This is a genomic window from Nocardioides sp. NBC_00163 (assembly GCF_045206295.1).
Classification (GTDB): domain Bacteria; phylum Actinomycetota; class Actinomycetes; order Propionibacteriales; family Nocardioidaceae; genus Nocardioides.
On sequence record NZ_CP108155.1, the window covers coordinates 3,927,539 to 3,954,042 of the forward strand.

Here is a 26,504-nt window from a genome sequence, read left to right on the forward strand (position 1 = left end):
GCGGGTTTTGCCGACGGTTTCCGCAAGGAGACCCACCTTGAGATATTCACGCCTCGGCCGATCGGCCGTAGCAGCCACAGGCATACTCGCCGCAACGGCTGCGATGCTTGCCGCCACCCCCGCATTCGCCGGCACCCCTACAGCCGACGACAAGGCCCCCGCGGCCAAGCTCACGTCCACCCTCGAGTCGAAGTTCGAGAAGTCGGACTCGACCGACTTCTGGCTCCGGTTCTCCGACAAGGCCAACCTCGGCCCGGCCTCCTCCATCGACGACTGGACCGAGCGTGGCCAGTACGTCGTCGACGCGCTCGAGAAGACGGCGAAGGCATCTCAGGCCGGCGCGGTCGCCGAGCTCGACTCCGCCAAGGTCAGCTACAAGACGTACGCGATCTCGAACGCGATCCTGGTGAAGGACGGCTCCGAGGACCTGGCGCTGAAGCTGGCCGCCGACCCGGAGATCAAGACCGTCCACGAGCGGGCCAAGCTCTCGCTCGTGGAACCGGTCAAGGAGGAGACGGCCACCAAGGCGCCGCAGGGCATCGAGTGGGGCATCGACTTCATCAACGCTCCCGAGGCGTGGGAACAGGGCGCGACCGGCGCCGGCATCGTGGTCTCCAGCGTCGACTCCGGCACCGACTACACCCACCCGGCCCTGGTGAACCAGTACCGCGGCAACAACGGTGACGGCACCTTCACCCACGACTACAACTGGTACGACGCCTACGGCGACTGCTCCAGCGGTCCCTGCGACCTCGACGGCCACGGCACCCACACCATGGGCACCATGATCGGCGACGACGGCGCCGGCAACCAGATCGGTGTCGCACCCGACGCCGAGTGGATCGAGACCAACGGCTGCTGCGGCAGCGACGCCGGACTCCTCGAGTCGGGCTGGTGGCTGCTGGAGCCGACCGACGCCTCCGGTGAGAACCCGGACGTCGCCAAGCGCCCGCACGTCATCAACAATTCCTGGGGCTGGAACGGCGTCGGCTACATCGATTCCTTCTTCGACGACGTGAACGCCGCCTGGAACGCAGCCGGCCAGTTCTCCTCGTGGGCCTCCGGCAACCCGGGCTCGATGTGCCAGGGGACGTCCTCCCCGGGCGCGAACGTCCTCACCTACTCGGTGGGCGCGGTCGACTCCTCCGGCGCGGTCGCCTCCTTCTCGGGCCGTGGTTCGGGCCAGAACGGCCTGGTCAAGCCCAACATCGCGGCACCGGGTGTGAACGTACGCTCCTCCCTCCCGGGTGGTTCGTACGGCAGCTACAACGGCACCTCGATGGCCGCCCCGCACCTCGCGGGAGCCGTCGCGGCGCTGTGGAGCTACAACCCGACCCTGATCGGCAACGTCGAGGAGACCCGCCGCCTGCTCAACGAGGCGGCGACCGACGTCGACGACACCACCTGCGGTGGCACCGCCGAGAACAACAACGTGTACGGCGAGGGCTACCTCGACCTGGCGCGCCTGATCGCCCTGGCTCCGGCCGAGGGCGGCACGGTCGCCGGCACCGTCACCAGCGGCGGCGAGCCGATCGAGGGCGCGACCGTCGAGCTCGACGGTGACGCTCTCGACCGCACTCTCACGACCGACGCCGAGGGTCACTTCTCGGCCGGTGTCTTCGTCGGTGACTATGACCTGACCACCTCCGCCTTCGGCTTCGTCACCGAGACGGGGTCGGCGACGGTCACCGAGGACGCCACCACGACCGTCGACTTCGACCTCGCCGAGGCTCCGAAGCACACGGTCAGCGGCACGATCACCAACGCCAGCACCAACGCCCCGATCGCGGGGGCCGAGGTCCAACTCTCGCCGGGCAACCTGTCCGCGACCTCGGGCGCCGACGGGACCTACTCGATCGCGGGCGTCCCGGAGGGGACGTACACGATCTTCACCGAGGGGTCCGGCTGTGCCGAGGCCACGAGCTCCGAGATCGAGGTGACGGGCGCCAAGACGCACAACGTCAAGGTGGTCTTCTCCTACGACGACTACGGCTACTTCTGCTCGGAGGGCTCGAGCGGCGTACGCTCCGGCACCACCGCGCTCGGGCTGGACGGTGACGACGCGGCCGCCTCGGTGGACCTGCCGTTCAGCTTCCCGCTCTACGGAGGCAGCTACGCCAAGGCGTACGTCGCATCGAACGGTCACGTGAACTTCCTCGCGTCCAGCACGGCCTACGGCAACGGGGCGATCCCGTCCACGGCCGTGCCGAACGCGGCGATCTACCCGTTCTGGGACGACCTCGACGCCCGAGGTGCGGCTGACGTGTTCACCGGAGCGACGACGGTCGACGGTGTGGACGCGTTCGTCATCGAGTGGCGCGACGTCTTCCCGCTGAACGGCGCCGACCAGCTGCTCGACTTCTCGGTCACCCTCTTCGAGGACGGCCGGGTCGAGCTCGGCTACGGGGACCTGCCCAGCTCGGATCGAGCCCTCGGCAGCTCGGCCACGATCGGCATCGAGAACGCCACCGGCACGATCGGCACCCAGTTCTCGCTCAACACCGCCTCGCTGAGCGACAACAAGTCGATCACCTTCGACCTGGCCCCGATGGGCACGGTCTCCGGTGTCGTCAAGGACTACAACACCAAGGCAGGCATCGACGGCGCCGAGGTCACCCTGACCCCGACCGCCGGCGGGTCCGTCAAGACGGTCGAGACCGGCGCCGACGGCTCCTACAGCGTCGACCTGGTGACCGGGAAGTACGGCGTGAGCTTCACCGCGCCCGACTACGACCCGATCAGCCGCAACCTCACCGTCGCAGAGGACACCACGCTCACCTCCAACGCCCAGCTCAAGGCAGGCCGGCTCGCCGTCACCCAGACGGCGCTGAACGCCAGCCTCGCGATGGGTGGCTCGGTCTCCCGCAACCTGAAGATCACCAACACCGGGTCCGCACCCGCCGAGGTCGATCTGGGTGCCACCGGCGAGGAGATCGTCATCCAGGGTGACAAGACCGCCTCGGCCGGCGTCACCAAGAGCGTCACCAACAAAGCCACCACGGTCGAGACCAAGCCGGGCGCCGGCTCGAAGGCGTCGGGTCTGACCTCGTCGAAGTCGGGGAGCAAGCTCGGTTCGTCGGGGCAGCCCTCGGTGACCGCTCTCGCGCCGACTCCCGCGGGTGAGACGACCCTGTCCCACTCGAGCTCGCACGAGGTCGTGCAGGCCAGCTCGGTCGCGTGCCCCTCGGGGACCACGACGATCCTGCGCACCTACTCACCCGGTGACTTCGGGATCTCCGGCGGCTTCACGCCCACCAGCGTGAGCTTCGCGGTGCAGGAGTCGGCGAACGGGAGCACGCCGGTGACGGCGACGCTCTACACGTTGCCGGAGGGCGCGGCGTTCACCTTCGCCAACCTGACCCCGATCGGGTCGGGTACGACGACGGTGACCGGCGACTTCGGGGCGACCTACACGGTGCCGGTCGCGGCGTCGGCGGAGATCGCTCCGGACGACATCCTGGTCGTCTCCGTCGCCGGTGGTGCGGTCTACTTCGGCGGCAACCCCGCCGCCGAGACCTCGCCGACCTACCTGGCCTCCGACGCCTGCGGTACGCCGGAGCCGACCGACGCCGCGGAGCTCGGGTTCCCCGACTCCAACATCATCCTCGATGTGACCGGTGAGGCCGGTGGCGGCGGTGGCATCGCGTGGCTGGACGTCCAGCCGCCGTCGTTCACCCTGGCGCCGGGCAAGTCGGTCACCGCGGTCGCCACGTTCGCCGCCACGGTCGACCAGCCTGGCACCTACACGGCCGACGTGGTCATCGGGAACAACACGCCCTACACCGTGGCGCCGGTCCCGGCGACCATGATCGTGAAGGCGCCCGCGGGCTGGGGCAAGATCACGGGCACGGTGACGGGCTCGGGTGAGGCGCTCGAGGGTGCTGTGGTGGCCCTCGACGGCGTGTCGTACGACGTGACGCTTCGGACTGATGCGGACGGCACCTACGGGTACTGGATGCAGAAGTCCAACGCGCCGCTCCAGGTGGTCGTCGCGGCCGACGGGTTCGTCCCGGCGACCAAGAAGGCGCAGATCGTGGCTGGTCAGACGACTGTCTACGACTTCGACCTGAAGCCGCTCGACTAGCGCTCGACCGGCTCGACAGCGAGGCCCCGGACACCTGCTGGTGTCCGGGGCCTTCGCGTGTTTGTTCGGAACCGCTCTGGCTGGGCTCGAATGTCGGTGCTGCGGTGTACGATCGCGGCGCTTGCGAGAACAACCCCCTAACCAGCCCCTATGCCTCATTCCTCCATGCCGGCCGTCGCCGAGATCCTGCGCCTGCGGGCTCCGTTGAGCCTGCAGGTTCTGCGCGCCGCTTTGAAGGGCAAGCGGGTGCTGCTGACCGAGGAGGAGCTGCTCGGCGTGCTGAACTCGGGCGGCTTCGTCGAGGGGCCGCCGGGGCAGTGGAGCCTGGCTCCGGCCCCGACCGCGGCGCCCGCGCCGGCTCGGTTCAACCAGGCCTCACTCGCTTCGCGTGTGGGGGTCGAGGGTGACGTACTCGTGAAGGTGCTGGACGCGCTGGTGACCGACCACCCCGAGGTCAACTGGGGTGCGCTGCGGGACCGGCTCGAGTCGGGCGCCGATGTGGCCGTCTCCGACCGCACGCTCGGGCTGCTCGAAGAGGGCGTACGCCGCTTCGAGGTCGCCCGGCTGCGGGCCGAGAAGCAGCGGGCCGAGGAGCGTGCCCGGGAGGCGGAGCGGCGCCGCGAGCTGCAGCAGCTGGCCGAGAGCGAGGTCGCGATGCTGCGCGCCGAGCTCGACGACGAGCGGCGCCGTGCCCACGACGCGGCCCTCGAGCGGGACCGGCTGCGGCAGGAGGCCGAGAAGCTGGTGGCGCTCAAGGAGCAGGAGACCGCCTCGTGGGTGGCCACCGCCGCGGGCGGCTGGATGCTCGACCTCGGCGCGCCGGAGACCTTCGGCGAGGAGAAGCTCCGCCAGGCGCTCGGCCAGCTCGAGTCGGCGCTGGTCGTGCTCAACGTGAGCATCGGGTCGCGTGAGCTCGAGGCGGTCGTGGTGCATCCAGGTGGGGTCGCGGTCATCGAGCAGCACGACATCCCCTCGACCGCGGGCATGGTCGAGGTGCCGGCCTCGGGCGCGGCCTCTGTCGACGGCCGCCCGCTTGAGGTCGCCGATCCGCGGGCCGATGTGCTCGCCGCCGTACGTCTTCTCCAGAAGACCGCATCCCTCGACCTCTCCTACCTCCCCGTGCTCGCCTTCCAGGGGCCTGCCGAGGCCGAGGGTGAGGACGTACTCGTCTGCCTCACCGGCGAGGTCGACCTCGCCGTCGACGACATGCTCCACTCCCAGCCGTCGCGGGTCTCGGCCGACGACGCGGTCGCGCTGCTGGCGAAGCTCGGGGTTCCGGACCTGCCGGAAGCGCCGACGGGGTTCTGAGCAGTCAGATCAGGCCGGCGGCGCGGGCAGCCTCGGCGTAGGCGGCGGCCAGGGTCGGGACGGTCTCGTGGGCGTTGAGGCCCGAGGGGTTCGGTACGACCCAGAGCTCGGCGCCGGCCAGCGGCTCCGGCTGGAGGCCCTGCTTGGCCTTGGGGCGGTTGAACGCGGTCCGGTAGGCGGTGATCCCGGCGATCGCGACCACTGCCGGTTTCCTCCGTGCGACCAGGGAGAACAGCTCGGCGCCGCCCTCCTTGAGCTCGGCGTTGCTGAGCTCGGAGGCCTTCGCGGTGGCGCGACGGACGATGTTGGTGAAGCCGATGCCCCGGGCCCGGAAGTAGTCGCGGTCCTCCGGCGTCATCCCTGCCGACGCGTCGATCGGACGGGTGGTGATCCCGGCCCGGAAGATCGCCGGATAGAAGCGGTTGAGCGGGTGCGCGAAGTGGGTCTGGGTCGCTGCCGTCCACAGGCCGGGGTTGATGCCGACGAAGAGGAGGTGCAGGGGCTGGTCGTCTGCCGGAAGGAGGTCGGGGACCGAGGCGCCGTAGTAGGTCTGGAGCTCGGCCTGGGTGAAGCGGGCCACGGCGTGATCCTTCCATCTCAGTAACGACGTGCCGGTCGGGGGTGCAACAGCAGGGTGCCGTGGGGAGTATGTGAAATATGCACCCCACGCGTCTTCTCCCACTCGCACTCGCTGCGACGGCGCTTCTGGTCTCCGCCTGCGGCACCGCCGATGAAGGGACCGACCCGGCCTCGAGCCCGTCGCCCTCGGCCTCGGCCTCGCCATCCCCGTCCGGAACCCCGATGCCAAAGCCGAAGCCCCAGCCCGAGCCGTCCCGCCCGCCGAGCTCGGAGAAGCCCGTACGCGGCCTGGTCTCCGCCGGCGGCGCGGCCAACGGCGATCTGGAGAAGACCGCGACGCCCCTCCCGGACGAACCTGCGATCAACGCGTACGCAGCCACTCTCGGCACCTCGCTCCAGGCATCTTTCACCACCGACGCGACCAGGCTGCTCGCGCACGTCCCGTCGGGCCAGCGGCTCTATGCCCAGACGGTCTACGACGGCTGTGAGACTCCGGACCCGGCGACGATCACCGCCGGCAGGACCGGCGATGACGTGGTCCTGAGCGTCACGCCGCCGAAGAGCACCAAGATCCAGTGCCTGGTGGCCGAGCGATCGGTCGCGTTGCTGAGCACCGAGATCCCGGTCGGCTAACGTTCCCCGCGTGGGGGAGCCGTGGAACACCTTCGTCGAGGGCGACAACCTCGACGTTCTTCGGGCGCTCTCGGTGGCGGGGGAGAAGTTCGACCTGATCTACATCGACCCGCCCTACAACACCGGCAGCCTCTTCGCCTACCACGACGACCGGCGCGGTGAGGACGGCCGGCGGGCCGGTCGCCACGAGGCCTGGGTCGCGATGATGAGGCCCCGGCTGCAGGCGGCGCGCACCGTGATGTCGGAGCGCGCGGCGATCTACGTCTCCATCGACGACAACGAGGCCGCCCACCTCAAGGTCCTGATGGACGAGGTCTTCGAGGAGCGCAACCAGCTCGCGCAGATCGTGGTCAACCTCAACCCCAAGGGCCGCCAGCTCGGCAACGGGTTCGCGACGTCCCACGAGTATCTGCTGGTCTACGCCAAGGACGCGCGGGCCTGCGCGCTGGAGTCGAGCATCCCCGAAGCCGTCAACGAGCAGGACTTCCCGCTCGTCACCGACGACGGGCGCCACTACCGGCGGCTGCCGCTGCGCAACACCAACAAGAAGTTCAACCCGGCGACCGCCAGGACCCTCCACTTCCCGGTGTGGGGAGACCCGGACACCGGTCGCGTCGCGGTCGAGCCGTTCGCCGGCGGCCAGGAGATCTGGCCGGTCTTCGGTGACGGTCGCCCCGCGGTCTGGCGGTGGAGCGCCCCGCTGATCGCGGCCCGTCCCGACGACCTGATGTGCCGTCGCGTACGCGGGAAGCTGGGGGAGCGGGTCGACGTCTACCAGCGCGACTGGCTCTCCCGCGATGCCTCCGGTGAGGCGAGGCGCAAGAAGCTCACCACGATCTGGATGGCCGAGGAGATCGGCTCGACCGACACCGCCGTCGCGGAGCTGAAGTCCCTGGTGGGGCCGCTGTTCGAGTCGCCGAAGCCGACCGGCCTGATCCGGCGGATCCTGGCCACGATGCCGACCGATGCGAGGGTCCTCGACTTCTTCGCCGGCTCCGGCACGACCGGCCACGCGGTCGCGCTGGCCAACGTGGAGGACGGGGCGCGGCGTACGTGCTGGTCGGTCCAGATCGCCGAGACGACCCGGCCGGGTTCGAACGCGGCCAAGGCCGAGATGGCGTACGTCTCCGATGTCACCCGCGCGCGGCTGCGGGCCGTGGTCGCGGCCCACGGGAACGGCGGCGCGAAGGCGTTGGTCGAGCGCGACCTGGGTGAACTTCTCGAATTGCCTGTCGATCGCGTTACACAGGGGGCGTGAAACGCGGCATCGTGAGGTGGCGACCGGACACCTCACCACTGCGTGGAAGGCATGGCAGGATCGCGGCCATGACCCGCAGTGTTCCCCGCCTCCGGATCGGCTCGACCGAGATCATCGCCCTCGCCGACGGCGAGGGCCTGTTCTTCTCCCCGCGCGCCGATGCCTTCCCCGGGGCCACGGCCGCTCACTGGGCCGAGGTCGACGGCTACGATCCGGACGCGGTCGACGCCGAGGGCCGCTGGCGGCTCCAGTTCCGTGCCTACGCGATCCGCGGCGACAAGGGCATCACCGTCGTGGACGCCGGGATCGGTCCGGCAGACGGCCCGGCCGCCTCGTGGGCGCCCGTGCCCGGTGTGCTTCCTCAGTCGCTCGACGCCGCGGGCATCGACCCGGCCGAGGTCGACACCGTGGTGCTCACGCATCTGCACACCGACCACGTCGGTTGGGCGGTCGTGACTGAGGCCAACGGCCGCCGACCCTACTTCCCGAACGCTGACTACCTGCTCCAGCGGGCCGAGTACGACGCCCTCGACGCGCTCAACCCCCAGCTTCGCGAGACCCTCACCGACCCGCTCGCGGCGGCCGGTCGGCTTCGGCTCCTCGACGGTGACACGCCCCTGCGCGCCGGGCGCGCGGTCGCCACGCCGGGTCATACGCCCGGGCACCAGAGCGTGCTGGTCGCCGAGGGGCGCGAGCTGGCGCTTGTCACCGGCGACCTCCTGGTACACGCGCTCCAACTGCTCCACCCCGAGCTCGCCTACTCACACGAGATCGATCCTGAGGTGGCCAGGCACTCGAGGGAGCGCATGCTCAGCCGCGAAGCCGCCGGCACGCTTCATCTGGCGACGCTTCACCTGGCGACGCCGCATCTGACGGAGCCGTTCATCTCGGCGTGATCGCACCGCTGGGTGAACTTCTCGAAACATCTGGTAACCGGGTTACACGGGGCGCGTAAAACGCGGCATCGTCAGGGGGCGACCGAACACCTCACCTCGGGAGACCCCCATGAAACTCCGTGGCCTGTTCATCCTCGCCTGCGGCGCCCTCGTGCCGCTCACCATTCCGGCGGCAGCACACGCCGAGACCTACTCCCAGCCACTCTCGACCGCCATCGGCGACCTCACGGTCGCAGCCGAGAACCGCACCGGCTACAGCCGCGACCTCTTCCAGCACTGGATCGACGCCGACGGCGACGGCTGCAGCACCCGCAACGAGGTGCTGATCGCGGAGGCCGAGGAGGCCCCGACGGTCGGCTCCAGCTGCTCGCTGTCGGGCGGCCGCTGGTACTCCTACTACGACGGTCTCTCCTGGACCGCCACCAGCGACATCGACATCGACCACATGGTCCCGCTCGCGGAGGCCTGGGACTCCGGTGCCCGCACGTGGACCTCGACCGAGCGCCGGGACTACGCCAACGACCTCGGCTACTACGGCTCCCTCGTCGGCGTCACCGACAACGAGAACCAGGAGAAGTCCGACGCCGACCCGGCCGAGTGGATGCCTGATCTGCAGAAGTGCCGCTACCTGAAGGAGTACGTCTCGGTGAAGATCCGCTGGCGCCTCTCCGTCGACAGCACCGAGAAGTCCGCCCTCACCAACCTCACCTCCGCCAACGGCTGCGGCAGCCAGTCCGTCTCGGTGACCCGCGCGCGCTGATCCCGGGCGCCCGGCTGCCCTAGGATCTGCGCATGGCGTTCTCCACCCCCAGGGTCACACGTGACCAGGTGGAGTCCGACGTACGCCGCCGGCTGGCGCGGCTGAAGTCGAAGCGGTGGCACGTGCTGCAGGCCGCAGGGGCAGCCGGGGTGGCCTGGTTCATCGCGGCCACCCTGCTCGGCCACGCCCAACCCGTCTTCGCGCCGATCGCGGCGGTGGTCAGCCTCGGCACCTCCTACGGCCAGCGGCTGAGGAGAGTGACCGAGGTGACCATCGGGGTCGCGCTCGGGGTGTTCCTGGGCGACGTCGTGGTGCAGGTCATCGGTGACGGTGCCTGGCAGATGACCCTGGTCGTCGCGATGGCCATGGCGGTGGGGATCTTCATCTCCTCGGGCCAGGTCTTCCGTAACCAGGCCGCGGTGCAGTCCATCTTCGTGATGGGGCTGCTGCCGACGCCCGGCGCGGCATTCACGCGCTGGACCGACGCGCTGATCGGCGGTGCGGTCGCGCTGGTGGCCGCCTCGATCGTGCCCGCCGCGCCGCTGCGACGGCCCGGTGAGCAGGCGGCCGTGGTGGCCAAGAAGATCGCCTCGCTGCTGCGCGCCGCCGGCCAGGTGATGCTCGACGCGGACGCGGTCCACGGGCTCAAGGTGCTTGCCGACGCGCGCGCCACCGACCCGCTGATCCGCGAGCTGCAGGACGCCTCCGACGAGGGCATGTCGGTGCTGGCCGTCTCGCCCTTCCGGTTCCGACATCGCAGCCACGTACATCGCATGGCCGAGCTCGTCGAGCCGCTCGACCGCGCCCTGCGCAGCACCCGGGTATTGGTGCGGCGGGCGGCGGTGTCCGCCTACCGCGGGGACGTGGTCCCGGAGAGCTACTACCAACTGGCCTTCGGGCTCGCCGACGCCGTCGACGTCGTCGAGGCCGAGCTCCGCGCGGGCCGCAGCCCGGACGGACTGAGCCAGGAGGCCAGGTCGGTGCTGCTCGCCGTCGGCGAGCACTCGGCTGAGGTGGAGCGTACGGAATCACTCAACGCCGAGGTCATCCTCGTCCAGATCAGGTCGATCATCGTCGACCTGCTCGGGGTCACCGGGATGGGGCAGTTCGAGGCGACCGACGCCCTGCCGCCGCTGCCGTCGCGCTAGAGCGACCCGCGCAGGTCGCGTACGACCGAGTCGACGACCGCGACCAGGTCGCCCTCGGTGGAGGCCGCGATGGCGCGTTGTCGCTGGTAGGAGGCACCCTTGTGGATGATGTCGTGCACGCCGGCGAGCTCCTTCTCGCAGCCCAGGCGCGCGGCCACCGGCTCCAGGCGCACCAGCAGGTCGGCGAGGTCGTCGGTGACGAGCCGCTCCTCGGAGGCGTCGTTGAGGATCACGATCGCGTCCACGCCGTAGCGGGCGGCGCGCCACTTGTTCTCCTGGACATGCCACGGCGGCATCGTGGCCACCGGCTCCCCGGCCGCCACCCGGGAGTCCAGGTCGACACAGAGACAGTGCGCCAGGGCGGCGATCGCGGCCAGCTCGTGGATCGTGGAGACCCCGTCGCAGATCCGGTTCTCGATGGTGCCGATCCGGGGCGAGGGCCGGATGTCCCAACGGATCTCGCTGATGTCCTCGATCACGCCGGTGACGGACTGGTCCGAGACGTACGCCTCGAACTCCTGCCACGTCGTGAACTGGAACGGCAGCCCGGCGGTCGGCAGCTGCTGGAACATCAGCGCCCGGTTGGAGGCGTAGCCGGTGTCCACGCCCGCCCAGATCGGTGAGGAGGCCGACAGCGCCTGGAAGTGCGGGTAGTAGGTCAGCAGCCCGTTGAGCACCGGCAGCAGCCGGTCCCGCTCCGGCATCCCGACGTGCACGTGTACGCCCCAGATCAGCATCTGCCGGCCCCACCACTGGGTGCGGTTGATCAGCTCCTGGTAGCGATGCCCCGCGGACAGTTCCTGCGTGGTCCAGGACGCGAACGGATGGGTCCCGGCACCGAACAGATCCACACCCAGATCGTCACCGGCACGGACCACGCCGACGGTCGTCTCACGGATCTGGTCCATGGCCTCCTCGACCGTCCCGCAGACCCCGGTGACGACCTCGACGGTGTTGCGCAGCAGTTCCTTGTGGATCCGCCCCGGGTGGGGAACCCGCGGTTTGGCCCGGGCGAAGAGATGGTCCGCGACGTTGACCAGATCCCGAGTCTCGCGGTCGACGAGCGCGAGCTCCCACTCGACGCCGAGCGTCGGCCGGGGGGAGGGATGGAAGTCGATCCGCATGTATTGAGCGTTCCTTGCACGGGCCCGTTTGTCGAGCATCGTGAATGCCTGTCGTTCACCGGCCCGATGGCACCCTGTGACGGTGGACGCGCGTGAGGTGAACCTGACTCTGGACTTCTGCCTCCGCGTCGGTGAGCTGCTGATCTCGACCGGCGCCGGGGCCGCTGACGTGACCGCGACGATGAGGTCGCTCGCCCAACATCTGGGCCTTCGCGAGGCCGAGGTCGACGTCACCTACACCAGCCTCTCGATGAGCTATCAGGCCGATCCCGAGGCGATCCCGGTGCACACCACCCGCCAGGTCAAGAACCGCACCATCGACTACGACCACCTCACCGCCGTCGACCACCTGGTCCGCCAGGTCGTACGCGACGAGGTGGACCTCCAGGGCGCCCGGATCGCGCTCGGTCGGATCATCTCCGGCGGCCACCGCCGGCCGCGCTGGGCGGTGACGCTCGGCATGGCGGTGATGGCCGCCGCGTTCACCGTCTACGTCGGTGGTGAGCTCTGGGTGATCGTCCTCTCCTTCATCTCCGGCGCCGCGATCGACCAGCTGCAGCACTTCCTCCACCGCCGTTGGCGGCTGCCGCTCTTCTACCTGCAGGTCGCCGGTGCGGGCCTGGCCACGCTGCTCGCGGTCATCGCCGCGGCGCTGCCGCTGGACCTCGACGTCTCCACCTCGATCACCGCCAACATCACCGTGATGCTGGCCGGGATCAGCTTCATGGGTGCCCTCCAGGACGCCCTGACCGGGTTCCATGTCACCGCCAGCGCGCGGATCATGGAGGCGCTGGTATCGACGGCCGGAATCATCGCCGGGGTCACCGGTGGTCTGGTCTTCGCGGGCGCGGTCGGCGTGCCGATCCACGGTGGGGTGGCGAGCAACGTCAGCTCGCTGCAGTCGATCACCCTCGCCACCGCGGGCGGCGCGGTCGGCGCCGCGGCCTTCGCCTACGCGGCGTACGCACCCAAGCGGACGCTCGCTCCGATCGCGGTCATCGCCGGCGTCGCCGTGATCCTGTCGATCGTCGTACCCGGCGACGTCGGGCGCACCTGGCGGGTGGCCGTGGCCGCCCTCTTCATCGGTCTGATCGCCTACTCGGTCGCCACCCGGCTGAAGGTGCCGCCGCTGGTCGTCGTGGTCTCCTCGGTGGTGCCGTTCCTGCCCGGATACTCGATCTACCGCGGTCTCACGATGCTCGCCCAGGAGACACCGGCGACCACCTCGGTCGGCCTGGTCGCCCTCTTCACCGCGGCCTCGGTCGCGCTCGCCCTCGCCTCCGGCGTCTACCTGGGCGAGTTCATCGCCCAGCCGCTCAGTCGCCGGTCGTGGCGGATCGAGACGCGCCTGTCCGGGCCGCGCCTGGTCGGTCCGCTGCGGAAGGACCGAGCCCCGGTGCCTGTCGCCGAGACCGACTCATAGGCCGCTCAGCACCTCGAACCAGCGCTCGGGGGTCGTGTCGTACGGTGCCTGGCTCTCCTTGACCGCGAGGAAGACGCGCTCGGCGGAGCCCTCGGTCATCGAGATGATCTCGGGCGGGTAGCCGTACTCGAGCTGGTGGTGCTCGAACTCGTCCTCGTCGTCGATGTAGACCGAGCCGTCGAACTTCTTGACCACGTCGAGGTCCAGGTCGATGCAGGTGACCGTCGAGTCCTGCCACACCGGCGGGGTGCACATGTCGACATATATCTGCGAGCTCACCCGATCGTTGGGCTGGTTGAACGCGGGGAAGTGGGCCGCGTCGTGGTGGGGGACCAGGCTGACCGACTCCCAGTCGGCGACCCAGCCATGACCCGGGCGGGCGAACTCGGTGCCGACCGGGTGACCGATCCACTCGCCGTGCTCGTCCTCGCCGAGGTAGAGGCCCGTGAAGGACCAATGAGGCCGGCCACCCCATTTCGTGAACTCGACACGAACAGGGTGACCGGCCTCGAAGCGCATGGCGCTCAGTCTAGAGATCAGCCGTTCTTCTTCGGCATCACGTACTTGGCCCCCAGGGCGATGAGGTCCTGATAGCGCGAGCCGGTGAACTTGCCGAAGTTGTGGATCACGTGGGCGTCGAGGCCGACCAGCACGCGGGCCTGCTTCTTCTCGATGCCCTTGACGATGATCTCCGCGGCGCGAGCCGGCTCCATCTTGGCGAGCTTCTCGTCGAAGAACTTCGCGGTCGCGGCCTGGTCGTCCTTGGCCGAGACGCGGGCGCTGCGGGCGACCGCGGTCTTGATGCCACCGGGGTGGACCGAGGTGACGCCGACGTTGTGACCGTCGATCAGCATCTCCTCGCGCAGCGCCTCGGTGAAGCCGCGCACGGCGTACTTCGCCGCGTTGTAGAAGGCCTGATCGGGCATCGAGACCAGCCCGAACAGCGAGGAGATGTTCACGATGTGCGCGTCGCCGGACTCGATCAGGGCCGGCAGGAAGAACTTCGTGCCGTGCACAACGCCCCACCAGTCGATGCCCATGATCCAGTCGATGTCGTCCCAGTCGAGGTCGTTGACCCGGCCCGACAGCGCGACCCCGGCGTTGTTGATCACCACGTTGACCTGGCCGAAGTGGGAAATGACGCCCTCGGCGTACGTCTTGAAGGCCTCGCGGTCGGCGACGTCGAGCTTGTCCTCCTTGATCTCGCGGGCCCCGGCCTGCTTGGCGAGCTCGACGGTCTCGGCCAGACCTGCCTCGTTGACGTCGGAGAGCGCCAGCCGGGCGCCGCGGCCGGCGAGGTTGACCGCGAGGGCGCGGCCGATCCCGGAGCCGGCTCCGGTGAGTACGACTACCTTGTCGTCGAAGGACTTCATGCGGGGACACTCTCCTTGGTCGTGGTGGCGGCGGTGACGGCGTACTTGTCGACGTCGAACTTGCTGGTCAGGTGGCGGAACAGGAAGGTGAAAGTCGGCCAGAGGGTGGTGTTGCGGCCGTGCTCGTCGAGATACCAGGACGCGCAGCCGCCCTCGGACCAGACGGTGTTGTCCATCTTGCGCTGCAGGTCGTCGTTCCAGGCGGAGGTGGCGTCCTCGGTGGGTTCGACGGTCGCGTAGGAGTTGGTGCGCATGGTGCGGATCGCGTCGCGGATGTACGCCACCTGCGACTCGATCATGTAGACCATCGAGGAGTGGCCCAGACCGGTGTTGGGTCCGACCACGAAGAAGAGGTTGGGGAACTCCGGGACCGTGGTGCCCTTGTAGGCGCTCATCCCGACCTCCGCGAACCGCTCGGCCATGGTGCGGCCCTTGCTGCCGGTGATCGCGTGGGCGATCGGCAGGTCGGTGGTGTAGAAGCCGGTCGCCACGACGAGGACGTCGATCTCGCGGCTGGTGCCGTCCTTGGCGACGATCGCGTTCTCGCTCACCCGGGCGATGCCGTCGGTGATCAGGTCGACGTTGTCGGCGGCCAGTGCCGGGTAGTAGGCGTTGGAGATCAGCGTGCGCTTGCAGCCGAGCGTGTAGTCGGGGGTGACCTTGCGGCGCAGTTCGGGGTCCTTGATGCCGCGGCGGATGTTGTTCTTCGCCATCAGCTCGTGGGCCAGGGTGAGCTTGGGCTGCACAGCGAGGCCGAGGACGCGGACCTCGAGGCCCCAGTAGACCGCCGCGCGGGCGAGCCGCTGGACGCCGGGGACGTGGCGGAACGCAGCCTTCTCGAGCTTGGAGTAGCGGTGCTCGTTGCGGGGGAGCACCCACGGCGCGGTGCGCTGGTACACGTCGAGGCGAGCGGCCTTCTTCTGGATCTCCGGGACGATCTGGATCGCGCTCGCGCCGGTGCCGATCACCGCGACACGCTTGCCGGTGAGGTCGACGTCGTGGTTCCACTGCGCGGAGTGGAAGATCTCGCCCTGGAAGGTGTCGATGCCCGCGATGTCCGGGAGCTTGGGCTCGGAGAGCGCGCCGGGGCCGGCGATGACGGTGGTCGCTGCGTACGTCTTCTTCCCGGCCTTGCCCTCGGTCTCGACGAGCCAGCGCTGCCGGCTCTCGTCCCAGGTCGCGGCGGTCATCGCGGTGTCGAAGACGAAGCGGTCCAGCGTGCCGGACTGCTCGGCGACCTTCTTGATGTACGCCTCGATCTCCGGCTGCGGCGAGAAGCTCATCGACCAGTCGGGGTTGAGTGCGAAGGAGTAGCTGTAGAGCTGGCTGGGGACGTCGCAGGCGGCGCCGGGGTAGGTGTTGTCGCGCCAGGTGCCGCCGACGCCGGAGCCCTTCTCGATGACGACGAAGTCGCGCTCGCCGTCCTCCTCGAGCTTGATCGCCGCGCACAGGCCTCCGAAGCCGGCACCGACGATCAGGTGGTCGACATGGGTGAGGTCAGCAGTGGTCATACCGAGAGTATTCTTGCCTATTGAACAGATGTCAATAGAATGGTCGGCATGAGCCAACGGACGAGACTGACGCCCGAGCAACGCCGCGAGCAGCTGCTCGACCTGGGCATTCGCCTCTTCGCGAACCACTCCCTCGACGAGATATCGATCGACGTGGTCGCGCGTGAGGCCGGCATCTCGCGCGGGCTGCTCTACCACTACTTCGGCGACAAGATGGCCTTCCGCGAGGCGGTCGTACGCCGCGCCGCCGACGCGCTCGTCGCCCAGACCGCCCCGCCCGAGACCGGCGAGCCGGTCGAGCGCCTGCTGGCGTCGATGACCGCCTACGTGGATTTCGTCGACGCCAACTACGAGGGGTACGTCTCCATGGTCCGCGGCGCCGCCAGCGACCCCGTCCTGCGCCAGATCTACGACGACGCCTTCGGTGCTCTCGGTGCCCGGATCTTCAAGGCCGATGTCGACTTCGTGTCTGACACGCCCGCTGCGCGCCTGATCGTCAGGGGCTGGCAGGCGATGTCCGAGGAGCTGGTGCTGTCGTGGAAGGCCGATCCCGCGGGGCTGTCACGTGAGGAGCTGCTGGAGCTGCTGGCGGGGTCGCTGCCGGTGCTGCTTGAGCTGCTCGGGTCGGGGGAGCTGTAACACGTCGTTCGTAGGACTATCCGGTCGTTCTGATAGGGCGAATAGTCCTACGAACGACGTGTTACACGGCTCCCGGCACGCAGATGGGGGCCTGAAAATGGGACGTCCGGAGTTGGAACCCCTCTGGGCGTACCGGACATAGAGGGTGCGTGAGAGGTAGTGAGTCCCAGGGCTTCGGACTCGTGGTGACGGAGAACGACAGCGGTCTGGCGGAGCGTCTGCGCCGGGGCGACCACGAGGCGATGGCGGAGCTGTTCGGGCGCTATGCGGACCCGGTCTACAACTTCTGCTTCCGCCGCGTGGCTTCCTGGAACCTCGCCGAGGACGTGATGTCCCAGGCGTTCCTGGAGGTCTGGCGGGTGCGCGAACGGGCGGTGGCCTACGACGGCTCGCTGATGCCGTGGCTCTTCACGGTCGCCGAGAACGTCTGCCGCAACGCCACGCGCGGTGCCCGCCGGCAGAACGCACTGGCGGGCAGGCTGCAGCTGGTGCGGTTCGACGACGCCGAGGACCACGCGGACGGAGTCGTACGCCGCCTCGACGAGGAGCGTCGGATGTCCGAGCTCCTCGTGGCTGTCGACCGGCTCAGCCGCAAGGACCGTCAGATCCTGATGCTCATCGCCTGGGACGGCCTCTCTTATCTGCAAGTTGCCCAGGCTCTCGACATCCCAGTCGGGACCGTACGCAGCCGGCTCTCCCGCGCACGCAAGCGGGTCGCCGCGTTGATGGGTGAGGGGGAGAAGTGATGACCGGAATTCCTGAACGCAGTCTGCGCCCCCATGTGAAGGCGCGGCGAGAGGCGGAGCTGATGCAGGCGATCTCGCAGGAGAGTCGTACGAAGAGGTGGATGGTGCCCGTCGCGGCTGCCGCCGCGGTGGCGGTCACGGCGGCCGGTGGCGTCGTGGTCGCCCAGAGAACGTCGTTGCTGAGCAGTGACAAGCAGATCGCAGGGCCGCTGGAGACGTCGGCCAAGCCGTCGCCGGTGCCCGACCGGGTGGTAGGGCCGGTGAAGGTCCCCGGGGACGGCGCCACGGGGCTGTGGCCCGCGGCATTCAACGGCAACGGAGTCGCGTGGTCTCGCGACATCCCGGTGCTTCAGAAGTACCGAGACGTCCTCGCCGAGCACCTGGATCCCACCGGGGAGCATCTCGAGGAGACCGTCTCCAACATGCAAAGCGGTGACGCCGGCAGCGGGCGCACCATCGGTACGAAGCTGGGGTGGACGGTCGAAGGCGAGGACGGTCTCGGGATGGTTCAGCTGGCCGTCGGGCCCGGTTGGGATGGAGCCGGCCTCCTGTGCGATGACCCCGGATGGACCTGTGAGGACGTCAACCACCCGGGGGCGAAGGTGGCGAGAATCGCGACGCATGGTGGCGCACGCACCTATGCCGTCGAGCGATCCGACGGGACGGTCGTCGCGATCACGCTCGACTCACTGTTCGGCAACAACTCGACGATCCCCGTCTCCGGTGTCGACCTCGGGGAGAACGAGGTCATGGCGGCCGCAGCCGACCCCCGGCTGGTCGTACCGGAGCTGGATCTGCCGCCTGACGTCGACGCCAAGGAGCTGGGCAGGACCGCACTGGAGGCGCTGGTCCCGCCCGGAACCCCGGCAAAGTGGTACGACGGCATGCCGACGCGCTTCAATCACGAGGGATCCGTCGTTCTGACCGACGTCAAGAAGGACATGGCGAACGGCTCCTCCAGTGGGGAGCCGGGCCTTGTCGACGTGCGGCTGGAGGAGACGCTCAACCCGATCCAGATGGACAAGGCGTGCCACCGCGCCGTCTACAAGGGCTGCATCATCCGCACCGTCGATGGCAACGAGGTCTTCATCGGGCTCGGCAAGAAGCGCCGCTGGATGGGCAAGCCCGCTGACCCGGTGAACCTCGTCGTCTTCCAGGGCCCCGTCTATACCGTCAGCGTGTACGGCGACGGGGCGATCCCGGTGGACCGCGCCATCGACTTCGTACTCGATCAGAGGTGGCAGCCGAAGGGCTGAGGCGCCCCCAACCGATCGGCGACCGGTTACGTCAATAGGGCGTCGGGGGTTGGAATCGGAGGAGGAGAGACGTTGAGCAGGGACGAGGAGTTCACCGCCTACGTCAGGGACAGACGCGCGCACCTGTACCGCGCGGCGTACCTGTTGTGCGGTGACGAGCATCGCGCCGAGGACATCGTGCAGCTGACGCTGTCGAAGGTGTACGCGGCATGGCGAAAGGTGCGGAAGGCCGACAGCGTCGATGCCTACGTGCGCAGGGTGCTGGTCAACAGCCACCTGGACGAGGGCCGTCGTCCGTGGCGGCGTGAGCGGGCCGGCGAGATCGTCGACCGGCCGGCGCCGAGCGGCCCGGACACCGAGGACCTCGACGAGCTCTGGACCGCGCTGCGTGCGCTTCCCGCAGGTCAGCGGCGAGTCGTCGTGCTCCGTCACTACTGGGGTCTGTCGGTCGAGGAGACCGCTGCCGACCTCGGCATCAGCACCGGGACGGTCAAGAGCCAGACCTCGGCCGCCCTGGCCAGCCTGCGCCGCGCCCTCCGTCCCGGCCTCGCTGTCCCCGACGTTGCCCCCGATGCTGCCCGAGGAGGCCGGCGATGAACACCTTCGACGACGACACCCTGCTGCGCGAGCGCCTCTACCGCATCGGCGCCACGGTTCCGGTCCCGCTCCCGGACCCCTCCGAGGACGTACGCCGCGGCCGCCGCCGCGTGCGCTCGGCGCGACTGCTCACCGCCGCCGGGACCATCATGGCCGCCGGGATCATCGCCATCGCCGGGGTCGCGCTGCGGCCTCTCGTTGCGGATCGGGCCACCGACCCGGCCGTGTCGCCCACCTCCACATCTTCCTCGTCGGTGCGCCGGGCCGAGTCGGTCGCGCAGGCGCTGCCCAGCACGTTCGGCCTTGCGATCAACCTGATCTTCGAGCGCGACGCTGCCCTCGCGGACGTCCCTGACGTGGTGATGAAGCCGATCCAGGAGCAGACCGACGAGGCCATCGTGACCTGGACCGCGAAAGCGGAGAAGATCGACGGCGGGGACCAGGAGCTCGCTGACCTCGCCTCCGAGATCCAGCAGTCGTTGGCCGCCCTACCGGAGACGCGATCCATGATGCGTACGGAGGAGACTCGGCTGCAGGGGGCACTGGCCTTGTCGGCACTCTCCAACGACCTCCTCGCGATCCCGACGCTCGTGCCGTATGTCGGTGACGCCGAGATCGACGACGAGATCGAGGCGCTCGGCCACCTGGGCCCCGCCTTCCGGTCGCTCGGCACGCAGCGGAACATCATGGTGACGGCACTCGCCAAGCGTGAGGCCATGCAGCATGCGGGCGCTGCGGGCGCGGATTCTCTCAGCAAGGAGGAGTTCGCCGAGCTTGCTCGGGCCGAGGCTGAGTGGCGCCTGTCGCTCTCGGCGCTCTACACGTCGAGCTCGGAACCTCAGCGCGACTCCCTCGACGAGATCACCAAGAACACTGCCACCAACGGGGCCGTCGGGGTTCCCGCGCAACGGGCGGTCAACCAGGTCCTGGCCAACGGCAATCTCGACCGGGTCACGATGACGCCGGACCAGCATACGGCGTCCTGCACCGAGCTGTTCCGCGGGCTGCAGAACCTGGCCGTCGCGGCGGCGAACGAGCTCATCGACGACCTCGCCGAGGTCGACTGAGCCCGGCACGGCGAAACGGCCGAGATGGTAGTTGTGGGCGACGAAAGTAGAGTTTCGTCGCCCACAACTACAGATTCGGCCCGCCAGAACTGCAGGCTCGCTTGGGTCAGGCCGAGACTGCCGCCTCGAGCTGGTCGAGGGCCCAGTGGAGGTCCTCCTCGGCGATCACCAGGGGCGGCGCGAGGCGGATGGTGGAGCCGTGGGTGTCCTTGGCGAGTACGCCGCGGGCGAGGAGGCGCTCGCAGATCTCGCGGCCGCTGGCGATCGCCGGGTCGATGTCGACGCCGGCCCACAGGCCGCGGGAGCGGAAGCCGACGATGCCCTTGCCGACCATCGCCAGGAGGCGGTCGCGCAGGACCTGGCCGAGCGCCTCGGCGCGGGCCTGGAACTCGCCCGTCTCCAGCAGGTCGACGACGGCGGTGCCGACGGCGCAGGCGAGCGGGTTGCCGCCGAAGGTGGAGCCGTGCTGGCCGGGGCCGATGACGCCGAGCACATCGCGGTCGGCGACGACGGCCGAGACGGGGACGATGCCGCCGCCGAGGGCCTTGCCGAGGATGTACATGTCCGGCTTCACGCCGGCGTGGTCGCAGGCGAAGGTGTAGCCCGTACGGCCCAGGCCGGCCTGGATCTCGTCGGCGGCGAAGAGCACGTTCTCGCGGGTGCAGACCTCGCGCAGCCCGATCAGGAAGTCGTCGCCGGGGATGACGACGCCGGACTCGCCCTGGATCGGCTCGACCAGCACGGCCACCGTGTTGGGGGTGATCGCGGCCTCGATCGCGGCGAGGTCGGCGTAGGGCACCATCACGAAGCCGGGAGCGAACGGGCCGAAGCCGTCGCGCGCGTCGGCGTCGTCGGAGAAGCCGACGATCGTGGTCGTGCGGCCGTGGAAGTTGCCGGCCATCACGATGATCTCGGCCTGGTCGGCGGGGACGCCCTTGACGTCGTAGCCCCACTTGCGGGCGACCTTGATCGCGGTCTCGACGGCCTCGGCGCCGGTGTTCATCGGCAGCACCATGTCCTTGCCGCACATCGCGGCCAGGCGGGCGGTGAACTCGGCGAACTGGTCGTGCACGAACGCACGCGAGGTGAGAGTGACCTTGTCGAGCTGCTCACGGGCTGCCGACAGCAGGGCGGGGTGGCCGTGACCGAAGTTCAGCGCGCTGTATCCGGCCAGCATGTCGAGGCAGCGGCGGCCGTCGACGTCGGTCACCCAGGCGCCCTCGGCGTGGCTGATCACCACCTCGAGGGGGTGGTAGTTGTGCGCGGAGTGCGCCTCGGCAGCCGCGAAGGCGGCGGGGGTCAAGCTGGTCGCAGCGGTGGCCTGAGCCTCGTTGAGCAGGGTCATCGCACTCCTCCATCTGTGGGGCGTTCTCGGTGATCTGAGCCAAGATCATCTGATTGTCAGACAATCCTACGATCAGGCTACGCCAGATGTCTCATCGTTGTCTCCCGGTCGGTAACACGGCGGTAAATCTCGGTGCGGACGGTGCGTCTGGGGGTATAGGTTCCGTCCGCCCGCCTCGCGTTCTCTGGCAGCGAAGCGACCCAGACCATCTCGGGTAAGAGACTCGGAGGAACCACAGATGCGCATCCGCGCACTGGTGGCGGCTGCTGCCGTCGCCCTGATCGTGCCGGCGGTGCCGGCTTTCGCGACGGAGACCCCGTCGACCACCACCGACCCGTCGGAGACGGCCCCCGCCGACCCGTCGCAGCCCGATCCCGGGACGGAGACCGAGACGGAAACCGTGACCGAGCCGGAGACGGGGCCCGCGACTGAGACCGAGCCCGAGACTGAGCCCGAGACCGAGCCCGCCACGGAGGGCGTGGCGGAGGAGCCGACCGCCGCCGTGGTGACCACTGTCGTGATCACCGTCCCCGCCACGACCCCAGCTGGGGGCGCGACGCTCCCCGTGACGTACGACGTCGAGAACGTCGAGGCGCTCGGGGCGAACCCGGTGGCCAACTGGACGATCACCGGCTCGAACGGCACCTCGCCGAGCGGCCCGCAGTCGGCGCCGATCACGCTCGACGCCGACGGCGTCGGGACGGTCCAGGCGACAATGCCGACCGCGACCGACACCTACCGGATCACCGCGTTCATCGAGGGTGAGGGCGGCGCGACCGACTCCGTCACCGCCGATCTCGGTGCCGTCGACGCCACCAAGCCGGTCGTCACCCTGAGCCGCAACCTGACGACCTTCTACCCCTACAAGGACGGCTACCGCGACACGGTCACGGCGAAGTTCACCGTGAACGAGACCGTCGGCTTCACCGCCAAGGTGGTCACCGCCGGCGGCACCCTCGTCCGCACCCTGGGCTCGTCCTCGAGCTTCTCCGGCACCACGTCCTACGCGTGGAACGGCTACAACAACGCCGGCACCCGGGTCTCGGGCACCTACTACATCCGCGTCGAGACCAAGGACAGGGCCGGCAACGCCACCGCCGCCCAGATCTCGGTCGCCGCGTCCGCCAAGAAGCTGACCTGGAAGACCTACAGCAGGACGGTCACCGCCGCGGACGCCCTCAACTACAAGTACGTCGGCTCCTGCTCGACCCTCAAGGCGCCCGCTCGCAGCGACTGGTCCGAGTCCCGCGGCCTGCGCTCGAACGTACGCTGCAAGGCGTCCGGCACCAGCTCCAAGGCGACCGTCTACACCGAGAACGTCAAGTGCCTGCCGAAGTCGGTCGACGGCAACTACCGCAACCTGTCGCTGAAGCACTACGGCGGTCGTCCGAAGGGCTACACGAAGAACGTCTACATGGTCTCCACCGTCCTGCGTCCGTCCGACTGGGCCAGCCGCCAGAAGCACCAGTTCGGCAACTCGGTCAAGTGGAAGACGATGGCGTCCGTCGCCTCGCCCAACAGCCTGATCCAGAGCCGCACGTCGACGCAGTACTGCCCCGCCGTGTGGTGGACCGCCGGGCTCAACTCGAGCTCGCGCTACGACATCTGGAAGTACTCGGTCGGCATCCAGTACCGCGTGCTCGCGTGACCATGGCACGCAAGCTGATGCTGGCCGTCGCAGCGGTGCTGGTCGCCGCCGGCGCGTTCGGCGGCGTCCTCGCCCTCACCGGCGAGGAGGAGCCGAAGCGACCCGTCGTCGAGAAGAACCAGCCGGCCGCTCCGGGACCCGAGGAGCGCTCGGCCCCGGATCCGGAGGAGGTCACCGACCTGTACGCCCCCGAGGGTGAGGTCGGCGCCGACCACTAGCCGACCACTAGCCGACCACTAGTCGACCACTAGTCGACACGAGCAGAATGAGACGTACGCCGCCGGGCACGGTCCCGGCGGCGTACGTCTGTGGTTTTCAGCAGAGCTGAAGGCCCGTCACAGCCTCATCACAGGAACCGGACGGACACTGGAAACCAGGGTCAGGCGAGCTGACCCGTTCCAAGATCGCGTACGCCGCCCGGCTCCCCGACCGGCGGCGTACGTCTTGATTTGTCTATGCCGTGCGGGGGCTCGTAACCTTGTGAGGTCGTGACTCCTGCCGCGTCCTGATCATTTCGCACGGTCAGGGGCGCAGATCCGGATGACTGCCGCTGGGACCACCCAGAGGACAGGGCAAGCCGGGCCGTGTTCGTCAGAAGCCACGCAGCACCATCCCGGTGCGCATCCGTGCGCCGGGTCCAACGAACTAAGAAGGCACAAGTGCGTACTTACGCTCCCAAGCCGGGCGACATCGAGCGGGCCTGGCTCGTGATCGACGCGACCGACGTCCGTCTCGGCCGTCTCGCTGTCCAGACCGCTGAGCTCCTGCGCGGCAAGCACAAGCCGATCTTCGCGCCCAACGCGGACACCGGCGACTTCGTCATCGTCATCAACGCCGAGAAGGTCTCCCTCTCCGGCAACAAGGCCAAGACCAAGCTGGCCTACCGCCACTCGGGCTACCCGGGCGGTCTGACCGCGACCCCGATCGGCGAGATCCTCGAGAAGGACGCTCGCAAGGCGATCGAGACCGCTGTGTGGGGCATGCTGCCGAAGAACAAGCTCGGCCGCCAGATGCTCAAGAAGCTCAAGGTCTACTCCGGTCCGACGCACCCGCACGTCGCGCAGCAGGCCGTTCCGTTCGAGATCAAGCAGATCGCCCAGTGAGCCAGGACCAGGACATGACTGAGAACACCGCAGAGGTCGAGGAGACCTTCGAGACCGACGAGCAGGGCGTTGCTTTCACCTCCGAGAGCGCCCCGTCCGCCGACACCCCCGAGCGCCCGGCGACCATCGCCCCGGCCGCCGCGACCGGCCGCCGCAAGGAGTCCGTGGCCCGCGTCCGGATCGTCCCGGGCACCGGTTCGTGGACCATCAACGGTCGCACCATCGAGGACTACTTCCCCAACAAGCTGCACCAGCAGATCGCGAACGAGCCGTTCGCCGCGCTGCAGCTCGAGGGTCGCTTCGACGTGATCGCCCGCATCGACGGCGGCGGCATCGCCGGTCAGGCCGGCGCGCTGCGTCTCGGCGTGGCCCGCTCGCTCAACATCGTTGACGAAGAGGCCAACCGCCCGACCCTGAAGAAGGCCGGTCTGCTGACCCGCGACGCCCGCGTCGTGGAGCGCAAGAAGGCCGGTCTCAAGAAGGCCCGCAAGGCCTCGCAGTTCAGCAAGCGCTGATCGCCCAGCAGATCGCCTAGCATTGTTGGGGTGCCTCGGCTCGCCGAGGCACCCCGACTCATTTTTCGGGCGGGGGCCGACGTACGAAAGAAGGTCACACGGACGTGGCACGCCTTTTCGGCACTGACGGAGTTCGTGGTCTCGCGAACGGCGAGATCCTCACCGCCTCGCTCGCCCAGAACCTGGCGACCTCGGCGGCACTGGTCCTGACCGAGGAGCTGCGCGATTCCGGCAGCGGACGCAAGCCGCTGGCGGTGGTCGGCAACGACTCGCGCGTCTCCGGGCAGTTCCTGCAGGCCACGGTGGCCGGCGGTCTGGCCTCGGCCGGCTGCGACGTGATCGACGTCGGCGTGCTGCCGACGCCCGGGGTCGCCTACCTCACCGCGGCCCTCCAGGCCGACCTCGGTGTGGTCATCTCGGCCTCGCACAACCCGATGCCCGACAACGGCATCAAGTTCCTCCAGCGCGGCGGGCACAAGCTCGACGACGTGCTCGAGGACCGGATCGAGGCACACCTCGACGAGCCCTGGGACCGCCCCACTGGCGCCTCGGTGGGCCGGATCTCGTCCCACGAGAACCCCGTGGAGACGTACGCAGCCCACCTGATCTCCACCCTGGAGCGCCGCCTCGACGGGCTGACCGTCGTCGTCGACTGCGCCAACGGCGCGGCCGCAGCCGCGGGCCCGCTGGCCCTGGACCAGGCCGGGGCGAAGGTGATCGCGATCAACGACGTCAACGACGGCCTCTCGATCAACGACGGGGTCGGTTCGACCCACCCGGAGATGCTCCAGAAGGCGGTCCTCGAGCACGGCGCCGACGTCGGGTTCGCCTGGGACGGCGACGCCGACCGCTGCCTGGCCGTCGACGGTGAGGGCAACCTCGTCGACGGCGACCAGCTCATCGCGATCCTCGCCCTCGGGCTCCACGACGCCGGCCGGCTCCCGGACGACACCGTGGTCGTCACCGTGATGAGCAACCTCGGTTTCGTCAAGGCGATGGACGCCGCGGGCGTCCACGTCAAGCAGACCGCCGTGGGTGACCGCTACGTGCTCGAGGAGATGCGCCGGGGCGGCTACGCCATCGGTGGCGAGCAGTCCGGCCACATCATCATGAGCGAGCACGCCACCACCGGCGACGGCATCCTCACCGCGCTGCACGTCCTGCAGCGGATGACCCTCACCGGGCGCACCCTCGCCGATCTCGCCTCCGTCGTCACCCGCCTCCCGCAGGTCCTGCTCAACGTCAAGGGCGTCGACAAGGCCCGCTGCAAGACCGACGACGGCCTCCTCGATGCCGTCGCCGCCGAGGAGAAGGCTCTCGCCGGCTCCGGCCGGATCCTGCTGCGCCCGTCGGGCACCGAGAACCTCGTACGCGTCATGGTCGAGGCCCCCACCCATCACGAGGCCGAGGCCTGTGCCGAGCGGCTTGCTGACGTCGTACGCGCGCGGCTCGCTCTCTGATCATTCGTCACACTGGCCCCAGGAATACCCG

General features: G+C 69.2%; 24 protein-coding genes. 18 read left to right on the plus strand and 6 right to left on the minus strand.

What is annotated here, in order from left to right:
• The first annotated feature begins 37 nt into the window (after positions 1-37).
• Both OG801_RS18875 and OG801_RS18880 read left to right on the plus strand, forming a co-directional pair.
• A complete protein-coding gene (locus OG801_RS18875; RefSeq protein WP_406030492.1) occupies positions 38-4,084 on the plus strand; it encodes a carboxypeptidase regulatory-like domain-containing protein in 4,047 nt (1,348 codons plus the stop codon).
• Between the two features lie 150 nt (positions 4,085-4,234).
• The gene (locus tag OG801_RS18880; RefSeq protein ID WP_406030494.1) at positions 4,235-5,392 is read left to right on the plus strand and encodes a hypothetical protein; all 1,158 of its coding nucleotides are present in this window, start codon (positions 4,235-4,237) and stop codon (positions 5,390-5,392) included.
• A 4-nt stretch (positions 5,393-5,396) separates the two neighbouring features.
• On the opposite strand, the gene OG801_RS18885 is transcribed toward OG801_RS18880, so the two are convergent.
• Positions 5,397-5,972 (minus strand): mismatch-specific DNA-glycosylase, encoded by a 576-nt coding sequence (locus tag OG801_RS18885; RefSeq protein WP_406030496.1) that lies wholly within the window; start codon positions 5,970-5,972, stop codon positions 5,397-5,399.
• A 221-nt stretch (positions 5,973-6,193) separates the two neighbouring features.
• Here OG801_RS18885 and OG801_RS18890 point away from each other — a divergent pair, with 221 nt between their 5' ends.
• The 5 genes from OG801_RS18890 to OG801_RS18910 all read left to right on the plus strand — a co-directional run bounded on the left by OG801_RS18890 (position 6,194) and on the right by OG801_RS18910 (position 10,666).
• Positions 6,194-6,604: a hypothetical protein gene (locus OG801_RS18890; RefSeq protein ID WP_406030498.1), complete on the plus strand. Its 411-nt coding sequence runs from the start codon at positions 6,194-6,196 to the stop codon at positions 6,602-6,604.
• Between the two features lie 10 nt (positions 6,605-6,614).
• On the plus strand, positions 6,615-7,862 hold the full coding sequence (locus OG801_RS18895) for a site-specific DNA-methyltransferase (RefSeq protein ID WP_406030500.1): 1,248 nt from the start codon (positions 6,615-6,617) through the stop codon (positions 7,860-7,862).
• 68 nt (positions 7,863-7,930) lie between these two features.
• Positions 7,931-8,758 (plus strand): MBL fold metallo-hydrolase, encoded by an 828-nt coding sequence (locus OG801_RS18900; RefSeq protein ID WP_406030502.1) that lies wholly within the window; start codon positions 7,931-7,933, stop codon positions 8,756-8,758.
• Positions 8,759-8,867: 109 nt separating this feature from the next.
• On the plus strand, positions 8,868-9,518 hold the full coding sequence (locus OG801_RS18905; RefSeq protein ID WP_406030504.1) for an HNH endonuclease family protein: 651 nt from the start codon (positions 8,868-8,870) through the stop codon (positions 9,516-9,518).
• A gap of 32 nt (positions 9,519-9,550) precedes the next feature.
• Positions 9,551-10,666, plus strand: a complete 1,116-nt coding sequence (locus tag OG801_RS18910; RefSeq protein WP_355019895.1) for an FUSC family protein — start codon at positions 9,551-9,553, stop codon at positions 10,664-10,666.
• Here the strand turns inward: OG801_RS18910 and OG801_RS18915 are convergent.
• The gene (locus OG801_RS18915; protein WP_406030506.1) at positions 10,663-11,790 is read right to left on the minus strand and encodes a glutamate--cysteine ligase; all 1,128 of its coding nucleotides are present in this window, start codon (positions 11,788-11,790) and stop codon (positions 10,663-10,665) included. The two genes, OG801_RS18910 and OG801_RS18915, sit on opposite strands and share 4 nt — an antisense overlap.
• A gap of 82 nt (positions 11,791-11,872) precedes the next feature.
• On the opposite strand from OG801_RS18915, the gene OG801_RS18920 reads away from it, so the two are divergent.
• Entirely contained in the window at positions 11,873-13,213 is a 1,341-nt protein-coding gene (locus tag OG801_RS18920) for a threonine/serine exporter family protein (RefSeq protein WP_355019893.1), read from the plus strand.
• Here the strand turns inward: OG801_RS18920 and OG801_RS18925 are convergent.
• Genes OG801_RS18925 through OG801_RS18935 form a run of 3 tightly spaced genes read right to left on the minus strand, consistent with a single transcriptional unit; the run spans position 13,208 to position 16,097 of the window.
• Positions 13,208-13,732, minus strand: a complete 525-nt coding sequence (locus tag OG801_RS18925; protein ID WP_406030508.1) for a DUF402 domain-containing protein — start codon at positions 13,730-13,732, stop codon at positions 13,208-13,210. The genes OG801_RS18920 and OG801_RS18925 overlap by 6 nt on opposite strands.
• A 17-nt stretch (positions 13,733-13,749) precedes the next feature.
• On the minus strand, positions 13,750-14,586 hold the full coding sequence (locus OG801_RS18930) for an SDR family NAD(P)-dependent oxidoreductase (protein ID WP_406030510.1): 837 nt from the start codon (positions 14,584-14,586) through the stop codon (positions 13,750-13,752).
• A complete protein-coding gene (locus tag OG801_RS18935) occupies positions 14,583-16,097 on the minus strand; it encodes a flavin-containing monooxygenase (RefSeq protein WP_406030512.1) in 1,515 nt (504 codons plus the stop codon). Before OG801_RS18935 ends, OG801_RS18930 begins: the two co-directional genes overlap by 4 nt.
• A gap of 48 nt (positions 16,098-16,145) precedes the next feature.
• Here OG801_RS18935 and OG801_RS18940 point away from each other — a divergent pair, with 48 nt between their 5' ends.
• The 5 genes from OG801_RS18940 to OG801_RS18960 all read left to right on the plus strand — a co-directional run bounded on the left by OG801_RS18940 (position 16,146) and on the right by OG801_RS18960 (position 20,402).
• The gene (locus OG801_RS18940) at positions 16,146-16,736 is read left to right on the plus strand and encodes a TetR/AcrR family transcriptional regulator (protein WP_406030514.1); all 591 of its coding nucleotides are present in this window, start codon (positions 16,146-16,148) and stop codon (positions 16,734-16,736) included.
• Between the two features lie 149 nt (positions 16,737-16,885).
• Positions 16,886-17,482, plus strand: a complete 597-nt coding sequence (locus tag OG801_RS18945; RefSeq protein ID WP_406030516.1) for an RNA polymerase sigma factor — start codon at positions 16,886-16,888, stop codon at positions 17,480-17,482.
• Positions 17,482-18,738: a hypothetical protein gene (locus OG801_RS18950; RefSeq protein WP_406030518.1), complete on the plus strand. Its 1,257-nt coding sequence runs from the start codon at positions 17,482-17,484 to the stop codon at positions 18,736-18,738. Before OG801_RS18945 ends, OG801_RS18950 begins: the two co-directional genes overlap by 1 nt.
• Positions 18,739-18,810: 72 nt before the next feature.
• The gene (locus OG801_RS18955) at positions 18,811-19,335 is read left to right on the plus strand and encodes a SigE family RNA polymerase sigma factor (protein WP_355019886.1); all 525 of its coding nucleotides are present in this window, start codon (positions 18,811-18,813) and stop codon (positions 19,333-19,335) included.
• Positions 19,332-20,402: a nitrate- and nitrite sensing domain-containing protein gene (locus tag OG801_RS18960; protein WP_406030520.1), complete on the plus strand. Its 1,071-nt coding sequence runs from the start codon at positions 19,332-19,334 to the stop codon at positions 20,400-20,402. Before OG801_RS18955 ends, OG801_RS18960 begins: the two co-directional genes overlap by 4 nt.
• A gap of 106 nt (positions 20,403-20,508) precedes the next feature.
• Here OG801_RS18960 and rocD read toward each other — a convergent pair whose 3' ends face one another.
• Positions 20,509-21,747 carry an ornithine--oxo-acid transaminase gene (rocD, locus tag OG801_RS18965; protein ID WP_355227009.1) on the minus strand — a complete coding sequence of 413 codons (1,239 nt, stop codon included), beginning with the start codon at positions 21,745-21,747 and terminating at the stop codon, positions 20,509-20,511.
• Positions 21,748-21,985: 238 nt separating this feature from the next.
• On the opposite strand from rocD, the gene OG801_RS18970 reads away from it, so the two are divergent.
• The 5 genes from OG801_RS18970 (at position 21,986) to glmM (ending at position 26,473) form a co-directional block, all read left to right on the plus strand.
• Complete coding sequence (locus OG801_RS18970; protein ID WP_406030523.1) at positions 21,986-23,395, plus strand: FlgD immunoglobulin-like domain containing protein; 1,410 nt, start codon at positions 21,986-21,988, stop codon at positions 23,393-23,395.
• Complete coding sequence (locus OG801_RS18975; RefSeq protein WP_355019882.1) at positions 23,392-23,613, plus strand: hypothetical protein; 222 nt, start codon at positions 23,392-23,394, stop codon at positions 23,611-23,613. The genes OG801_RS18970 and OG801_RS18975 overlap by 4 nt, the downstream gene beginning before the upstream one ends.
• A gap of 441 nt (positions 23,614-24,054) precedes the next feature.
• Positions 24,055-24,498 (plus strand): 50S ribosomal protein L13, encoded by a 444-nt coding sequence (gene rplM / locus OG801_RS18980; RefSeq protein ID WP_355019881.1) that lies wholly within the window; start codon positions 24,055-24,057, stop codon positions 24,496-24,498.
• A 14-nt stretch (positions 24,499-24,512) separates the two neighbouring features.
• Positions 24,513-25,013, plus strand: coding sequence for a 30S ribosomal protein S9 (gene rpsI, locus OG801_RS18985; protein ID WP_183541754.1), 501 nt, complete (start codon positions 24,513-24,515; stop codon positions 25,011-25,013).
• 104 nt (positions 25,014-25,117) lie between these two features.
• Positions 25,118-26,473, plus strand: coding sequence for a phosphoglucosamine mutase (gene glmM / locus OG801_RS18990; protein WP_355019880.1), 1,356 nt, complete (start codon positions 25,118-25,120; stop codon positions 26,471-26,473).
• Positions 26,474-26,504: the final 31 nt, after the last annotated feature.

Bases quoted from the DNA above. Each gene is read 5' to 3' on its own strand.
- OG801_RS18880 (WP_406030494.1), top strand. From the start codon at position 4,235: ATGCCTCATTCCTCCATGCCGGCCGTCGCCGAGATCCTGCGCCTGCGG.
- OG801_RS18890 (WP_406030498.1), top strand. From the start codon at position 6,194: ATGCCAAAGCCGAAGCCCCAGCCCGAGCCGTCCCGCCCGCCGAGCTCG.
- OG801_RS18900 (WP_406030502.1), top strand. From the start codon at position 7,931: ATGACCCGCAGTGTTCCCCGCCTCCGGATCGGCTCGACCGAGATCATC.
- OG801_RS18905 (WP_406030504.1), top strand. From the start codon at position 8,868: ATGAAACTCCGTGGCCTGTTCATCCTCGCCTGCGGCGCCCTCGTGCCG.
- OG801_RS18910 (WP_355019895.1), top strand. From the start codon at position 9,551: ATGGCGTTCTCCACCCCCAGGGTCACACGTGACCAGGTGGAGTCCGAC.
- OG801_RS18915 (WP_406030506.1), bottom strand. From the start codon at position 11,790: ATGCGGATCGACTTCCATCCCTCCCCCCGGCCGACGCTCGGCGTCGAG.
- OG801_RS18925 (WP_406030508.1), bottom strand. From the start codon at position 13,732: ATGCGCTTCGAGGCCGGTCACCCTGTTCGTGTCGAGTTCACGAAATGG.
- OG801_RS18930 (WP_406030510.1), bottom strand. From the start codon at position 14,586: ATGAAGTCCTTCGACGACAAGGTAGTCGTACTCACCGGAGCCGGCTCC.
- OG801_RS18935 (WP_406030512.1), bottom strand. From the start codon at position 16,097: ATGACCACTGCTGACCTCACCCATGTCGACCACCTGATCGTCGGTGCC.
- OG801_RS18940 (WP_406030514.1), top strand. From the start codon at position 16,146: ATGAGCCAACGGACGAGACTGACGCCCGAGCAACGCCGCGAGCAGCTG.
- OG801_RS18950 (WP_406030518.1), top strand. From the start codon at position 17,482: ATGACCGGAATTCCTGAACGCAGTCTGCGCCCCCATGTGAAGGCGCGG.
- OG801_RS18960 (WP_406030520.1), top strand. From the start codon at position 19,332: ATGAACACCTTCGACGACGACACCCTGCTGCGCGAGCGCCTCTACCGC.
- rocD (WP_355227009.1), bottom strand. From the start codon at position 21,747: ATGACCCTGCTCAACGAGGCTCAGGCCACCGCTGCGACCAGCTTGACC.
- OG801_RS18970 (WP_406030523.1), top strand. From the start codon at position 21,986: ATGCGCATCCGCGCACTGGTGGCGGCTGCTGCCGTCGCCCTGATCGTG.
- rpsI (WP_183541754.1), top strand. From the start codon at position 24,513: ATGACTGAGAACACCGCAGAGGTCGAGGAGACCTTCGAGACCGACGAG.